Genomic DNA, 15,006 nt, shown 5'->3' on the forward strand with positions numbered 1-15,006 from the left:
ATGCGCCCCCTGATGCTCGACTTTCAGCCGCGCCGCCGTGCCGGTCCCCTGGGCTGGAGCCTGCTGGCCGGTGGTGTGGTGCTGACCCTGACTTGCGCTCTGGTGCAGCAGCACCTGAGCAACGAGGCCGAACAACAGCAAGGCCACTTGCAAACCACCCAGCGGGTGCTCACCGGCGACAACGGCAGCAAGCCCGGCCTGACCCCGGCGGAAACCCGCGAGCAGGCGCAGAACCTGGCGGAAATGCGCAAGGTCTCCCAGCAGCTGCGCCGCCCCTGGGAACGCCTGTTCGCCACCCTCGAAGCCATGCCGCGGGACAACATTGCCCTGCTGACCCTGACCCCCGACGCCCGCAAAGGCCAGGTGCGGATCACCGCCGAGGCGATCGACCTGGACGCCATGCTCGATTTCCACCGCCGCCTCGAAGCCAGCGACGAGCTGTCCGACGTGTCGCTGCTGAGCCACGAAATTGTCGCCAACGTGCCGGAACACCCGGTGCAGTTCAACCTGTCGGCTACCTGGGAGATCGGCGATGCAAATCCCTAAATTGATTGTCCACGAATACCTGCAAGGCCTGGGCGTTCCAGGGCTGGCAGGGCTGGCCATGCTGGTGCTGGCGCTGAGCTATGGCGTGGTCGGGTTGCTGCCGGACTGGCAGTCGCTGCAAAACCTCAGCCAGCAGACTCGCGAAGCCACCGAGTATCTGGCCAAGGTAGAAGACGGCAGCGTGGCTGCACCGGTGGTGCCGCAGCGTCAGCTCGACGACTTCCGCAGCAAGTTACCGTCCCAGCCTCAGGCCACCGTGGCCATCGACAAGATCTACGCCCTGGCCGCCCAGGAGCGCATCACCTTGTCCCGGGGTGAATACTCCCTGGGCGTGGACCCCAAGACGCACCTGGCCCGTTATCAGATTCTGCTGCCGGTGCGTGGCAGCTATCCGCAGCTGCGGCGTTTCCTGCACGCCTTGCTCGGGCAGTTGCCGGCGGTGGTGCTGGAGGACGTGGAACTGCAGCGCAAGAAAATCGCCGATACCGACCTGACCGGGCGGATCCGCATGACCCTTTACCTGTCGAGGTCATGATGAATACCAAGCGAGTGGTGGGTTGGGTGGCGTTCTTCGGCGTAGCGGCAGCGCTCGCCTGGGGCCCCGATTACTTCAAACAGGCTGACGACAGCGACCCTGCGCTGGCCACCGTGGCCTCGCCAGCCAAAGGCAAGACCCCGGGCGCAGCGGCGGCTGCATCGAGCGCCGCGGCGGCAGTACCGATCAAGGATCTGAGCCCGGCCGGCGACCTGTTCGCCGCCCGCAGCTGGAAAGCGGCGCCGGTCCTCGGCACCGTCATTGAACAACCGGTCGTCGTGACTCAAGAGGTGCAAGTCCCCACTGCACCGCCGTTGCCGTTCCAGTTTGTTGGCAGGCTGGATGATCGTTCCGATCTGCAGGTGTTCTTGCAGGACGGCGAAAAAATATACGTCGTGCGCAAAGGGGATGTCATCGACGAAACCTGGCGGATCGAGCGCATTTCCCGTGAGGAACTGAGCCTGGTCTACCTGCCTCTGCATTTAGCTCAGACTTTGTCTGTGGGGAGTACGGAATGAACAAATCCCGTTTGCTGATGAGCCTTTGCCTCTGTGCCGGGTTGGTCGCCTGCAGTTCGGCGCAGCTTGCCAAGGATGAAGCTTCCGCCCTGATTGAATCAGGCCAGTACGAAGCCGGCCTGGCTCGCATCGAACAGGGATTGCGCGAGAACCCTCGCGATACCGATCTGCACATAGCGCTCAACAGCGGTCGGGCCCGCGCCGTGACGGCGCTGCTGACCCAGGCCGACATGGACCGCGCCCAGCGTAATTTCGCCGGGGCCCGCATGGGTTACAGCCGGGTCCTGGGCATCGAAACGAACAACCGTCGTGCCCAGGACTCCCTGCGTCAGCTCGACTACCTGCGCAGCATGGACGAGAAACTCGAACTGGCCCGTGGCGACCTGCGTCGCGGTGACATCTACGGAGCCGACCGCCAGGTCAAGCAGATTCTCGAACTGGACCCGCAGAACGAAGGTGCCCGGGAACTGCAAGACAACATCCGCCTGGTGCAGAGCCGCAACGTGGTGCAGTACCCGCAACTGCGTACACGCCTGGACCGGCCGGTGACCCTGGAATTTCGCGACGCCAACCTGAAGACCATTTTCGAAGTACTGTCCCAGGTCGCCGGCCTGAACTTCATCTTCGACAAGGACCTGCGCCCGGACATGAAAGCGACGATCTTCGTACGTGATGTGCGCATCGAAGACGCCGTGGATCTGCTGCTGCAGCAGAACCAGTTGCATCAGAAAGTGGTGAATGAAAACACCTTGCTGATCTACCCGGACTCGCCGCAGAAGCTCAAGGACTATCAGGAACTGGTGATGCGCACCTTTTACCTGACCAGCATCGATGCCAACACCGCGCTGAACATGATCAAGACCATGCTCAAGACCCGCGACGTGTTCGTCGATGAACGCCTCAATACCCTGACCATGCGCGACACCGGCGACGCCATCCGCATGGCGGAAAAACTCCTGCAATCACAGGACCAGTCCAACCCCGAAGTGGTGCTGGAAGTGGAAGTGATGGAAGTCGCCCGCCAACGCATTCTCGACCTTGGCCTGCAATGGCCCAACACCTTCGGCGTGATCAACAGCGACGGCTCGCCCGTGTCGATTCTCGATCAGCTCAAAGGCATCGACTCCAGCCGGATCGCCTTCACGCCATCGCCCCAGGCCAAGATCAACGCCCAGGACAAAGACATCAACACCCTGGCCAGCCCGGTGATCCGGGTGAGCAACCGCGAACAGGCGCGCATCCACATCGGTCAGCGCGTGCCAATCATCAGCGCCACTTCGGTGCCTTCGACCCAGGGCCCGGTGATCACCGAAAGCGTGACTTACCTCGACGTCGGTCTGAAACTTGAAGTGCAACCCATCGTGCACCTGAACAACGAAGTGGCGATCAAGATCGCGCTGGAAGTCAGTAACGCAACGCCGCTGGCGCCGACCCCTCAAGGCACCATTCCGGTCCAGGTCGATACCCGCAACGCCCAGACCACCTTGCGCCTGCATGATGGCGAAACCCAGATCCTCGCCGGCCTGGTGCGCAACGACCACGGCGCCAGCGGTAACAAGATCCCTGGCCTTGGCGACATTCCTGGCCTGGGCCGCCTGTTCGGCAGCAACAAGGACGACATCAGCAAATCCGAACTGGTGCTGTCGATCACCCCGCGGATCGTGCGCAACCTGCCGTACCAGAGCCCGTCGGACATGGAGTTCCCGACCGGTACCGAAACCAGCATGCACATCCAGGCTCCTGACCGTTCGATGAGCACTACTACGGTTCAGGCCGCCCCGATGGGCAACCCCATGAGCGCACCGATCGCCACCACCGTTACCGTCGGGAAGCCTTGATCATGAACGCCTCGCAACGTGGTTTTACCCTGATCGAAGTCGTGGTGACGCTGGCCCTGGTCGGCCTGTTGGCCGGCATGGCCGCACCGCTGACCGAGACGGTGGTGCGCCGGGGCAAAGAGCAGGAACTGCGGACCGCGCTGTACCAGATCCGCGATGGCATCGACGCCTACAAGCGCGCCTTCGACGCCGGCTACATCGAGAAGTCGCTCGACAGCAACGGCTATCCGCCGAACCTGAAAGTGCTGGTCGACGGGGTGCGTGACGTGCGCAGCGCCAAGGGGGCCAAGTTCTATTTCCTGCGGCGCATCCCCCGCGACCCGCTGGCAACCGTCAAGCGTGACGACGAGGGTGGCTGGGGCCTGCGTTCCTATGACAGTTCATCTGAAAACCCGCGCGAGGGCCAGGACGTCTATGACGTTTACTCCAAGGTCCGGGGCAAGGGGCTCAACGGCATCGCCTACCGGGAGTGGTGAGCATATGCGTCGGCAAAAGGGTTTTACCTTGTTGGAACTGATGGTGGTCATGGCAATCATCGCGACCCTGATGACGATTGCCTTGCCACGCTACTTCACCAGCCTGGAGGCCTCGAAAGAGACCACCCTGCGCCAGAGTCTGTCGTCCATGCGCGAGGCGCTGGATCACTACTACGGCGACACCGGGCGTTATCCAGACTCCATCGAACAGCTGGTCGAACTGCGCTACCTGCGTAACCAGCCGCTCGACCCGATTGCCGAGCGCAAGGACCTCTGGGTCGTGGTCGCGCCGCCTGATGGCGTGGCGGGCGGGGTGGCCGATATCAAGAGTGGCGCCAGCGGGAGGGCGCGTGATGGCAGCCTTTATTCCGAGTGGTAAGCCTTCGGACCAGGGCGGCTTCACCTACCTGGGTGTGCTGTTTCTGATCGTCGTGATGGGCATGGGCCTGGCCAGTGCCGGCGAGTTGTGGGCCACCGCCGCGCGCCGGGACCGGGAAAACCAGTTGCTCTGGGTCGGTACGCAGTATGCCCAGGCGCTGCGCAGCTATTACCGCAGTTCGCCCGGTGTGGCCCTGTACCCGAAAGAACTCGCGGACCTGTTGCAGGACGAGCGTTTCCCGACGGCCAAGCACCATATCCGGCAGCTGTATCCGGAGCCGATGACAGGTGGCGAATGGGAACTGATGCGCGGTATCGACGGACGTATCAGCGGTGTGTACTGCCCGTCCACGGAGAAGCCGCTCAAGCAGGTTAACTTCCCCAGCCAGTGGTCGGACTTCAACGGCATGGCCAGCTACAAGGACTGGCAGTTCGTGGCCGAGAAAGCCTTCCTCGATGGCACAGACGGGCCGCCGAAAGCGCAGTCCACCGCGCCCGAGGCGATGCAGCCATGAATCGGCACTGGCTGGCGGCAGTGGTCCTGATGCTGATGGCGAACTTCGTCTCGGCGGCAGAAGACGACGAGATGCTGGGGTTCATCATCGACGACACGATTTCGCACATCGGCCATGACTTTTATTACTCGTTCAGTGAACGCCTGCGTGCCACCAGCCGGATGGATTTCAACCTGGTGGTGCGTGAAAGACCTTCGGCCCGCTGGGGCAGCCTGGTGACCGTGGAGTTTCAGCAACGCCTGGTATATCGGCGCTTCCTGCCGCCGAACACCGTGGAGTTGAAAGACGAGGCCTATCAGGCTGCCGACCTGGTCCGCATTGAAATCGTGCGGCGCAAGCTGGAAGCCTTGTTACAGGACACGACCGACCTTGAGAGGGACGAACTATGAAAAAAAGCACTGTCGGCAAGCGTATGGGGCTGTGGTTACTCGGGCTCTGGTTTAGCGGGGCGGGAAGTTGTGGCCTGGTCCATGCCACCGAACTGGTCTACACGCCCATCAACCCGTCGTTCGGCGGCAACCCGTTGAACGGCACGTGGTTGCTCAACAACGCCCAGGCGCAGAACGACTACGACGACCCCGATCTGAAAGACCGTACCACTGTGGCCGGCACTTCGGCGCTGGAACGGTTTACCAGTCAGCTGCAATCGCGGTTGCTAGGGCAACTGCTGGACAACATCTCTACCGGCAACACGGGGAGCCTGTCGACTGACGCCTTTATCGTCAACGTCGTCGATGACTCCGGGGCATTGACGATCAATGTGACCGACAGGGCAACCGGTGAAGTTTCGGAAATCCAGGTAAACGGCATCACTACCACCCCTTGACGGGGATATGGGCCGATGGGGAGTTACGGACATGAAAAGAATAATTGTGCTAGGGATGCTGTTGGCGACGCTTTCCGGTTGCGGCCTGCGTGAACCGATGTCCGCTGAGCAAGACACTGAAACACCGACCCTGACCCCCAGGGCCTCGACCTATTACGACTTGTTGAACATGCCACGCCCCAAGGGCAAGTTGATGGCAGTGGTGTATGGCTTCCGCGACCAGACCGGGCAATACAAGCCAACCCCGGCCAGTTCGTTTTCCACCAGCGTGACCCAGGGCGCGGCGAGCATGTTGATGGACGCCTTGCAGGCCAGTGGCTGGTTTGTGGTGCTGGAACGTGAAGGGCTGCAGAACCTGCTGACCGAGCGCAAGATCATCCGCGCCTCGCAAAAGAAACCCAATACGCCGGTGAACATCGTGGGTGAGCTGCCACCGTTGCAAGCGGCGAACATGATGCTCGAAGGCGGGATCATCGCCTACGACACCAACGTGCGCAGTGGCGGGGAAGGGGCGCGCTACCTGGGCATCGACATTTCCCGTGAGTATCGGGTGGATCAGGTCACGGTGAACCTGCGGGCGGTGGACGTGCGCAGCGGGCAGGTGCTGGCCAACGTGATGACCAGCAAGACCATTTACTCGGTCGGTCGCAGTGCTGGGGTGTTCAAGTTCATCGAGTTCAAGAAACTGCTTGAGGCCGAGGTTGGCTATACCACCAACGAGCCGGCGCAGTTGTGTGTGTTGTCGGCGATCGAGTCGGCGGTGGGGCATTTGCTGGCGCAGGGGATCGAGCGGCGGTTGTGGCAGGTGGCGGGGGATAATTCCCAGTCTGGGCAGAATGAGACGCTGGAGCGGTATCTGACGCAGAACAAGGTGGATTCGGAGAGTTCGCAGTGAGTCCGGTTTTTGGCCTTGGCGGCCTTCGGGCCGACCAGGCTCTCCCCTGATGTACCCGGTCCAATTGTGGGAGCGGGCTTGCTCGCGAAGGCGGCCTGACAGCCGACCTGTATTTTGCTGGCTGAGTACATATCCATTGCTGCGGTAACGGCCACTTATGGTTTCGCCCTTACGGCGAGTCCCTTTTGGCAAACGCCCCAAAAGGAACCAAAAGGTCTCGCCCCTGGCGTACGGCCCCTCGCTGAGGCTCGGGGTTCCTTCGCTCCGGTATTCATCCGGGGGCATCGCCCTCCGGTTGGCTTCGCTGGCACCTACATGCGATGAGTTCGACTGCGTCGAACGGCGCTGCGCGCCAATCCCCGGATGAACACCTCCACTCAGCCTCCCGAGGGGGCGGGTGAGTCAAGATCAAGAGCTGCAGGCGAGCTAACGCTCGGCCTGATGAGTGGTGAAGAGCGGCGGGTGTGCGCGGGTTTTGCTTTTGCTTTTGCCTTTCTGTGGGAGCCAGCCTGCTGGCGATGGCGCCCTGCCAGCCAACCAATCTCTTTCAGATGCACCCAATCCCTGTAGGAGCTGGCTTGCCAGCGATGACGGCCTGACAGCCACCCAATCCCTCGCAGATAAACGCAAATCAAACTGTAGGAGCTGGCTTGCCAGCGATAGCGGCATTACATCCAACGAAAATCTTCTACCTCACACCAGCAATGTGCCTGTCAGACAGGGTTGTAGGACCAGGAGCAAGGCTACGCTACCTTGCGTCGTTACCTACAACTACGCCAGAATCCGCCGGCTTGTGGGCCTTGAACCCTGACTCTATCGTTGCCGGATCGCTGCAAATTCAGCGATCGGGTTTCGCAGCCCGGGTTAATCAAGGCGCTCAGCGCCACCGTTTCCTTGCAGTTGGCGCTTTTTGTTCGCCCACTGCTTTGCGTTATGGCGGCTGTGCGTGGGAGACTTTCGGGTCTGCCGGGTTCCTTGATTCCCGGTCTGCGAACCTGCGTATGGCTGCCACCTTCTTCGTCTCGCAGCGAATCGTGGCGGCTCCATCAATCAAGGAGCTTTACCATGGTCAAACCCACACCCAATCCCCCAGTATCAGAACCCGATACCGCTCAACGCGCATCAGCTCTCCATCTCAAACCCGCCATCCTCAAAAACACCACACCCCACAACCCCAGCACGATGTTCATCATCGCGCCCAACATCGCCACCGAAAGTTTATTGGCCCATGCCTGTGAATCGCTGGCTTCAGCCAGCGTCATGGCCAGTGATTTCGCCACATTCCTGGACGGCCCGCAGCGCAGCATGTTGTTGGGTATCCAGCAGGTGATCATGCTGGCCGACCTGGCAGTCAACCGCACGCTGGATAACGTTGCGCCACTGGACTAAACACCGAGCTTTTGTGGCGAGGGGGCTTGCCCCCGTTCGGCTGCGCAGCAGTCGTAAAACCATTCAGCGCGGTCGGTCTGAAAAACCACATCGCCTGTTTGAGGCCGCTGCGCAGCCCAACGGGGGCAAGCCCCCTCGCCACAGAGTTTGGGAATGCCTGTAGGTTTTCAGGCGTTTTGCAGCATCTCAATCAACCGCTCCGGCCACATCGTTTCGCTGGTTGCACGCAGCTCTGCCACCGACCACCATTTATGGTCCGCCATCACCCGAACCTCGTGAGCCGTCCACCCTTCGCGTGACACGCGTTCATTGTCGGTATGAACCACAAAATACCGTTCAATCGACAGCACCGTTTCGCCACTGGGCAGCATCATCGCAAACCTGCGTTCGGAAATGCTGGCACCTACATTGGCGACACGCAGTCCGGTTTCTTCAAACAATTCACGAACTGCCGCAGCCTCGAAGGATTCACCCTGCTCAAGCCCGCCACCGGGTGTCGCCCAGTGGCTTTGGCCGGCGAGGGCGTCGTTTGTGTGCTGGAAGTGAAACAGCAGAACCTGTCTCGAAGGATTGATCACCAGCAGTCGCGCTGAATCACGTTGGCGCATGTTTTTTCTTTCCATAGAAGTAAGCGAGCCGCAGCTTTCACTGCGGCTCGCGATGTTAAGGCTCACATCGGTGTCGTTACACCAATAAGGTTACGCCACCACCCGATAACACGGCACATACGCCGCGCCGCCCGGCAGTTTCATGCGGTGCTGGGCGACGAAGGCTTTGAGCAGCAGGTCCAGCGGTTGCATGATCGCCGCGTCGCCATGGATCTGGTAGGGCCCGTGCTCTTCGATCAGGCGGATGCCCTTGTCCTTGACGTTGCCGGCGACGATGCCGGAGAACGCGCGGCGCAGGTTGGCCGCCAGTTCGTGGGGCGGCAGGCCGAGGCTCAGTTTCAGGTTGGCCATGTTTTCGTGGGTCGGGTCGAACGGGCGCTGGAAGCCTTCGTCGATTTTCAGCAGCCAGTTGAAGTGGAACGCATCGTTGCGCTCGCGGCGGAACTGCTTGACCGCCTTGAGGCCCTGGGTCATCTGCCGCGCCACCTCGGCCGGGTTATCGATGATGATCTGGTAGTGCTGCTTGGCGGCGTCGCCCAGGGTGGCGCCGACGAACGCGTCCAGTTGTTCCAGGTACGGCGCGGCGTGTTTCGGCCCGGTGAGGATGACCGGGAAGGGCAGGCCTTCATTGTCCGGGTGCATCAGGATGCCCAGCAGGTAAAGGAACTCTTCGGCCGTGCCGGCGCCGCCCGGGAAGATGATGATGCCGTGGCCGACGCGGACGAAGGCTTCCAGGCGTTTTTCGATGTCCGGCAGGATCACTAGTTCGTTGACGATCGGGTTAGGCGCTTCGGCGGCGATGATGCCAGGTTCGGTCAGGCCCAGGTAGCGACCGCCGTGGATGCGTTGCTTGGCGTGGGCGATGGTTGCGCCTTTCATCGGGCCTTTCATCACGCCGGGACCGCAACCGGTGCAGATGTCCAGGCTGCGCAGGCCCAGTTCGTGGCCAACTTTCTTGGTGTATTTGTATTCTTCGGTGTTGATCGAGTGCCCGCCCCAGCACACCACGATCTTCGGCTCGACGCCGGGACGCAGGGTGCGGGCGTTGCGCAGCAGGTGGAAGACGTAGTCGCTGATGCCCTGGGAGTTGCTCAGGTCGATGCGTTGGCTGTCGAGTTCGTTTTCGGTGTAGACGATGTCACGCAGGGCGCTGAACAGCATTTCCCGGGTACTGGCGATCATTTCGCCGTCGACGAAGGCGTCGGCCGGGGCGTTCAGCAGTTCCAGGCGTACGCCGCGGTCCTGCTGGTGAATGCGGATTTCAAAATCTTTGTAGGCTTCAAGGATGGTCTTGGCGTTGTCGACATGGGCGCCGGTGTTGAGGATGGCCAGGGCGCACTGGCGGAAGAGGGTATAGGTGCTGCCGGAACCGGCTTCGCTCAATTGCTGGACTTCCCGTTGCGAGAGCGTTTCCAGGCTGCCTTTGGGACTGACGGAGGCGTTGATAACTTGGCGTTGGGTCATTCAATGATCCTTAAAACGATGTCATTCACACAGCAACTACGAATGGCATCCGAATAATGTGTATTCATGAAAGAAGATGGCACGAACTGCGCGGTCTCGCCATGTCCCCGCTTGACGATGAAAAGATGAAAAGGAGCCCCAGCATAGCTAAATCCCTCGCAGAGGCGATAATGGCCCGCAGTCTTTTTGCCCCGGACCCCTTTTTACCATTGAAGCTCAGGAAACCCGACGCAATGTTCGAAATCCAGCCGATGAACGCCCAGACCTACCGGCAACAGACACGGCGCAGCACAGTCATCATCGCCCTGATTTTCCTGGCGCTGGCGATGCTCCTGTCGACGGCGGCGGTGGCCCTGTTCGGCACGCCGGGGGGCGACAACCTGCGCTTCAACGTCGGCGGCGTGTTTGTCGCGGTGCTGGCGATGGCGGCACTGATGCGCCAAGTGTTCTGGCGCCAGGAATGGATGCAGCCCGCGGTCTACAGTTGGCAACTCAAGCGCAGCCTGATGAGCATCACCAATGTCATGCATCATGTAACGGCGGCCGTGGAAAAGGGGGATCCGGTTGCGATGAAGCTGTTGCGTTTCTACCATTTGGGCTTGAACCAGATGCATCAGCTCGATGGCAACTCCAGCGATCACAGTCAGTTGATCCGCGAAATGGACCGGCACAAGGAACGAATGCAAGCGCTGGGCATCGATACAGAGCAGACGCGACTGGATCCGGCGTGGCTGGAGGCGCTGAAGCAGATGTCGCGCTAACATCTTTGCCAGGCACCAGGGGAGATTCGTCGATCAACGATCATATTGAAGTATTCCGGCCAGCCGTGCCCCGGCTCAAGGTCCGCTCGGCGGTGACCCTGCTGGTGGCGGTGTGCCTGTCGATGGTGGCTATCGTGATCTGGGAAGCCTGGAGCTCACGCCAGTACCACCTGCATGACAAGGAAGTGGTGATGTCCAACCTTGCGCAGACCCTGGCGTCGCAAGCGCAGGCCACGATCAAGCAGGCCGATACGCTGCTGTTCACCCTGGTCGATCGTCTGGAACACGAGGGTGTCGATCAATCCCGGCTGCCGCAATTGCTTAACGCCCAGCGCGATCAGTTGAGCCAGCTCCATGGCTTGTTCGTTTTCGACGAAAACGGCCAGTGGCTCGCCAATTCCAATGGCGCCGGCCAGACCGGCGTCAACAATTCCGATCGCGAATACTTCATTTTCCATCGTGACAACCCCAGCCGCGGGCCGCACATCGGGCCGTCGATCAAGAGCCGTTCGAGCGGCGAGTGGATCCTGACGGTCTCGCGCCGGGTCAATCATCCCGACGGCAGCTTTGCCGGGGTGGCGCTGGCGACGATTTACCTGAGTCATTTCCTGCAGCTCTACGACAGCATCGACATGGGCAGTAACGGCGTGATCAACCTGATCGCCGACAATGCCAGCATTGTCATCCGCAGGCCCTTCAAGGAAACGGAGATCGGCACCAGCCTGGCCAAGAGTCCGTTGTTCACCCAGTTGTTGCCCAAGGGCGATGCGGGCACGGCCACGATCACGTCGGTTATCGACGGTGTCGAGCGGGTGACGGGCTATCGTCGGGTCGAGGGTTATCCGCTGATCGTCTTTGTCGCGCTGAACAAGAGTGAAGTGTTGGCCAGCTGGCGCAAGGAAACGCTACTCAGCGCCGGCATCGTCACGCTGCTGCTGAGTGTTCTCGGCGTGCTGGGGTTGCGGCTTATCAAGCTGATGAAGCAGCAGAACCTGGTGCAGGTCGAGTTGCTGGACACCCAGGACAAGCTCCTGGAGGTCAATCGCAACCTCGAAGGCCTGGCCCTGAAGGACGCACTGACGGGGTTGGCCAACCGGCGTCAGCTCGACGCTTTCATCGACGCCGAAATGGGCCGTGCCCGACGCAGCCAGACCGAGCTGGCGCTGCTGATGATCGATGTCGATCATTTCAAACCGTTCAACGACCGCTACGGCCACCTGGCCGGTGATGAGTGTTTGCGCAAGGTCGGGGCGATCATCACGAACAACATCAAGCGCCCGGGTGACCTCGCCGCCCGTTATGGTGGCGAGGAGTTTGCGGTGGTGCTGCCCGGCACCGATTACGTGGGAGCCTTTCTGGTGGCGGAGAAAATTCGCCGCGCGGTGCTGCAGGCTGAAATTGCCCACAGCGACAGCCCGCAAGGCGCGGTGACTGTCAGCATCGGCGTGTGTGCCTGCAATGCCGGGTCCCAGCTCCGCCCCGAAGAACTGATTGGTGCGGCGGACAAGGCGCTGTACGTGGCCAAGGCCAGTGGGCGGAACATGAGCGTGATTGCCAACTGAACGTCAGATGAACCGGTCCGTTCCCTCAACCAGTCGGGTGGCCAGGAAGGGCTTTTTCAGCTGTTCCAGCCACCAGCCCAGGGCGCGTCCGTCATGATCGCCACGCCAGCCGGCGTAGAGAATGTTCGGCTCACGCGGGTCGGCCATCGTTTTCTCGACCAGCGTGCCGTTTTCCAGCAACGAACCCACCCGGTGCCGTGGCAGCCAACCCACCCCCAGCGCATGGCACTGGGCGAGGATTTTTGCGCGCATGCTCGGCACGGCCAGCACCGTTTGCCCGCCGGTGACGCCGTAGGTGCTGCCCTCGGTGACCCTTGATGAATCGGCCACCACAATCGCCCGATGCTGCGCGACCATGGCCCGGGTAATCGGGCCCTTGGCCTTGGCCAGCGGGTGTCTGGGCGACACCGCAAACACCCATTGCATTTCCCCCAGTTGCATCCAGCGCAAGTTGGCAATGGCTGGCGGTTCATTGGTGGCGCCGATGACCAGGTCCGCCCGGCCTTCACGCAGGGCTTCCCAGACCCCTTTGAGGACTTCCTGGGTGATGCGCAGCGGCACGCCGGATTGCAGCGCATCGAACTCGTCGATCACCGGGATCAGGGTCTCGAACTCCAGCAGTTCGTCGGTGACGATCCACAGGCGACTCTCCCAGCCATTGGCAACCTGCCGGACCCGTTGGGTCAGGCGCGCGACGTCCTGCATCAACCGCGCCGCTTCGTTGACCAGCAACTCGCCCGCCGGAGTCAGTTGCAAACGGTAGCGGCGGCGGTCGAACAGCAACGCATCGAAACGCTCCTCCAGTTGCCGCGCCGCGTAGGACACGGTCGACGGCGCCTTGCCCAGGTGCGCGGCCGCCCGCGACAGACTGCCGGTTTCGCGGATGGCCTCGAGCAGTGCCAGGTCTTCGGTCGACAGCATGTGCACAATCCTCAAACGAAAATCGCAACCCTGTAGGAGCCGGCTTGCCGGCGATGACGTCCGCGAGCGCGATGCAAGTCTCCCGATCCATCGCTGGCAAGCCAGCTCCTACAGGTTTCGCGGATGGACTCGAGCAGCGAGCCTGTCCTGCATCCGTGTAGGAGCCGGCTTGCTGGCGATGACGTCCGCAAGCGCAATGCAAGTCTCCCGATCCATCGCTGGCAAGCCAGCTCCTACAGGTTTCGGCGTAATTGCCATTGGCGGATCACTCGAAGATAGACCAACACATTGATCACCAACACCACACCCCCCAACCCCAGCTGAACACCGGGTGTCAGGCCCGCCGGATAAATCACCGGCCAAATGTAATGCTCGATGAATCCACCGTCATAGCCGCTTTGCCCAGCCCCTTGGCGCAGGCGGTTTTCCCAGTCGGTCAGCGGGCAGGGCAGGTGGAAGAATTCCACCGCCATACCCCACAACGCGGCCGGCGGATGCCACCAGATCAGGTGGCGCCATTTGAGCACCAGCAAGCCGCCGAACAGCACGAACACAACGAACAGCAAGTGAACCAGCAGCAGCCCGTCGGCGGCGATTCGGTACAGCATGGCGGTGCCTCTGAAGGCTGGACGAATCGCACCATGGTACTCGGGCCGGTGGCGGGGGCTCTATCGATTGTCGCGGGCCAATGCGCTGAGCACGTCCTTCAAACGCTCGGTCATCGATTCACTGCTGCGTTGCATCGGTGCCCGCAGTTCGTCACCGATCAAGCCTTGCAGGGCTAGCGCGGTTTTCACCGGGGCCGGGTTGGGCTCCAGGAACAGGCTGTTGATCAGCGGCAGCAAACGGAAAAACGTGGCGCGGCCTTCAGCCAATTGGTTGTCGCGGATCTGTTGGTACAACTGCACGAACAGTTGCGGATGGACATGCGCCGACGCGGCAATCGCGCCTTTGGCGCCCAGGCATAGGGCGTTGAAAATCTGGTTGTCTTCACCGCACAGCACATCGACCTGGCCGCTGTTGAGCAAGGCGAGGGTGTTGGAAAAGTTGCCGCCGCAATCCTTGATGGCGACGATGCGCTCGTGGGCGACGATGTTGAGCAGGGTCGCCTGTTCGAAGGCCACGCCGGTACGGTAAGGGATGTCGTAGAGAATCAGCGGCACGCTGGAGGCATCGGCGACCGTGCGGAAAAACGCTTCGAGGCCGGCCTGGGACGGGCGGATGTAATACGGCGCCGGCACCAGCAGGCCAGCCACCGGGCGCTTGAGGATCTCGCTCTGGAATTGCAACAGCTCGCTCAGGTTGTTACCGGCCAGTCCCATGACCACCCGTTGCGCCGGCACCAGCTCCAGCACCGCATCGAGCACGGCCAGTTGCTCATGTTTGCCCATCGCCGCCGGTTCGCCGGTGGTGCCGCACACGATGAGGCCGTCGACGCCGTTCTCCAGCAGATGGCTGACCAGCCGGCGCAAGCCGACGAAATCGATGGCGCCGTTGTGGAAGGGGGTGACCAGTGGAACCCAGATACCTTGAAACGCAGACATGCACTTTCTCCTGATGGTTGACCGATTTCGTCACCGTCAGGGGCATGGAAGGAGAGTAAGCAAGGGGAGGGTGGTCCGTCGCGCTCAATGTCCTGTCAGCTCATCTGACGGGACAGCGCGCCCCGGTCACATGAGCGACTGTTTCTTCGATTTGAGGGTGTGCGCAACGCAACCTTGCGCCTTGGCAATCAAGCCAATGACGGAAGTGTTGAGGTTGAAGGTTGCGGACA

General features: G+C 61.4%; 18 protein-coding genes. 13 read left to right on the forward strand and 5 right to left on the reverse strand.

Going from position 1 to position 15,006, the window contains the following annotated elements:
- The 11 genes from QMK54_RS12110 to QMK54_RS12160 all read left to right on the forward strand — a co-directional run bounded on the left by QMK54_RS12110 (position 1) and on the right by QMK54_RS12160 (position 7,916).
- Positions 1-546 (forward strand): PilN domain-containing protein, encoded by a 546-nt coding sequence (locus tag QMK54_RS12110; RefSeq protein WP_110660266.1) that lies wholly within the window; start codon positions 1-3, stop codon positions 544-546.
- Positions 533-1,081, forward strand: coding sequence for a GspMb/PilO family protein (locus QMK54_RS12115; protein ID WP_110660267.1), 549 nt, complete (start codon positions 533-535; stop codon positions 1,079-1,081). Before QMK54_RS12110 ends, QMK54_RS12115 begins: the two co-directional genes overlap by 14 nt.
- Positions 1,081-1,599, forward strand: a complete 519-nt coding sequence (locus QMK54_RS12120) for a hypothetical protein (RefSeq protein WP_110660268.1) — start codon at positions 1,081-1,083, stop codon at positions 1,597-1,599. The genes QMK54_RS12115 and QMK54_RS12120 overlap by 1 nt, the downstream gene beginning before the upstream one ends.
- Complete coding sequence (locus QMK54_RS12125; RefSeq protein ID WP_110660269.1) at positions 1,596-3,437, forward strand: secretin N-terminal domain-containing protein; 1,842 nt, start codon at positions 1,596-1,598, stop codon at positions 3,435-3,437. The genes QMK54_RS12120 and QMK54_RS12125 overlap by 4 nt, the downstream gene beginning before the upstream one ends.
- A 2-nt stretch (positions 3,438-3,439) precedes the next feature.
- The gene (locus QMK54_RS12130; protein WP_110660270.1) at positions 3,440-3,913 is read left to right on the forward strand and encodes a type II secretion system protein; all 474 of its coding nucleotides are present in this window, start codon (positions 3,440-3,442) and stop codon (positions 3,911-3,913) included.
- 4 nt (positions 3,914-3,917) lie between these two features.
- Positions 3,918-4,292 (forward strand): type II secretion system protein, encoded by a 375-nt coding sequence (locus QMK54_RS12135; protein WP_110660271.1) that lies wholly within the window; start codon positions 3,918-3,920, stop codon positions 4,290-4,292.
- On the forward strand, positions 4,267-4,806 hold the full coding sequence (locus QMK54_RS12140) for a type II secretion system protein (protein ID WP_110660272.1): 540 nt from the start codon (positions 4,267-4,269) through the stop codon (positions 4,804-4,806). The genes QMK54_RS12135 and QMK54_RS12140 overlap by 26 nt, the downstream gene beginning before the upstream one ends.
- Positions 4,803-5,195, forward strand: a complete 393-nt coding sequence (csgE, locus tag QMK54_RS12145; protein ID WP_320402571.1) for a curli production assembly/transport protein CsgE — start codon at positions 4,803-4,805, stop codon at positions 5,193-5,195. The genes QMK54_RS12140 and csgE overlap by 4 nt, the downstream gene beginning before the upstream one ends.
- Positions 5,192-5,632: a curli assembly protein CsgF gene (locus QMK54_RS12150; protein ID WP_110660274.1), complete on the forward strand. Its 441-nt coding sequence runs from the start codon at positions 5,192-5,194 to the stop codon at positions 5,630-5,632. Before csgE ends, QMK54_RS12150 begins: the two co-directional genes overlap by 4 nt.
- A gap of 31 nt (positions 5,633-5,663) precedes the next feature.
- Positions 5,664-6,527 (forward strand): CsgG/HfaB family protein, encoded by an 864-nt coding sequence (locus QMK54_RS12155; protein ID WP_320402572.1) that lies wholly within the window; start codon positions 5,664-5,666, stop codon positions 6,525-6,527.
- A gap of 1,065 nt (positions 6,528-7,592) precedes the next feature.
- Positions 7,593-7,916: a DUF6124 family protein gene (locus QMK54_RS12160; protein WP_320402573.1), complete on the forward strand. Its 324-nt coding sequence runs from the start codon at positions 7,593-7,595 to the stop codon at positions 7,914-7,916.
- A 167-nt stretch (positions 7,917-8,083) separates the two neighbouring features.
- Here the strand turns inward: QMK54_RS12160 and QMK54_RS12165 are convergent, their stop codons facing one another.
- Both QMK54_RS12165 and ppnN read right to left on the reverse strand, forming a co-directional pair.
- A complete protein-coding gene (locus QMK54_RS12165) occupies positions 8,084-8,524 on the reverse strand; it encodes an NUDIX hydrolase (RefSeq protein WP_320402574.1) in 441 nt (146 codons plus the stop codon).
- Positions 8,525-8,614: 90 nt separating this feature from the next.
- The gene (ppnN, locus tag QMK54_RS12170; RefSeq protein ID WP_320402575.1) at positions 8,615-9,988 is read right to left on the reverse strand and encodes a nucleotide 5'-monophosphate nucleosidase PpnN; all 1,374 of its coding nucleotides are present in this window, start codon (positions 9,986-9,988) and stop codon (positions 8,615-8,617) included.
- Positions 9,989-10,221: 233 nt separating this feature from the next.
- On the opposite strand from ppnN, the gene QMK54_RS12175 reads away from it, so the two are divergent.
- Both QMK54_RS12175 and QMK54_RS12180 read left to right on the forward strand, forming a co-directional pair.
- On the forward strand, positions 10,222-10,749 hold the full coding sequence (locus QMK54_RS12175) for a DUF3087 domain-containing protein (RefSeq protein ID WP_223594321.1): 528 nt from the start codon (positions 10,222-10,224) through the stop codon (positions 10,747-10,749).
- A 122-nt stretch (positions 10,750-10,871) separates the two neighbouring features.
- Positions 10,872-12,311, forward strand: a complete 1,440-nt coding sequence (locus QMK54_RS12180) for a diguanylate cyclase (RefSeq protein WP_411740864.1) — start codon at positions 10,872-10,874, stop codon at positions 12,309-12,311.
- Positions 12,312-12,314: 3 nt separating this feature from the next.
- Here QMK54_RS12180 and QMK54_RS12185 read toward each other — a convergent pair whose 3' ends face one another.
- The 3 genes from QMK54_RS12185 to dapA form a co-directional block, all read right to left on the reverse strand.
- On the reverse strand, positions 12,315-13,232 hold the full coding sequence (locus QMK54_RS12185) for a LysR family transcriptional regulator (protein ID WP_320402576.1): 918 nt from the start codon (positions 13,230-13,232) through the stop codon (positions 12,315-12,317).
- 233 nt (positions 13,233-13,465) lie between these two features.
- Positions 13,466-13,840 (reverse strand): DUF2784 domain-containing protein, encoded by a 375-nt coding sequence (locus tag QMK54_RS12190; protein WP_320402577.1) that lies wholly within the window; start codon positions 13,838-13,840, stop codon positions 13,466-13,468.
- Between the two features lie 60 nt (positions 13,841-13,900).
- On the reverse strand, positions 13,901-14,776 hold the full coding sequence (gene dapA, locus QMK54_RS12195; protein WP_320402578.1) for a 4-hydroxy-tetrahydrodipicolinate synthase: 876 nt from the start codon (positions 14,774-14,776) through the stop codon (positions 13,901-13,903).
- Positions 14,777-15,006 lie beyond the last annotated feature (230 nt).

Source organism: Pseudomonas sp. P5_109 (assembly GCF_034009455.1).
Taxonomy (GTDB): domain Bacteria; phylum Pseudomonadota; class Gammaproteobacteria; order Pseudomonadales; family Pseudomonadaceae; genus Aquipseudomonas.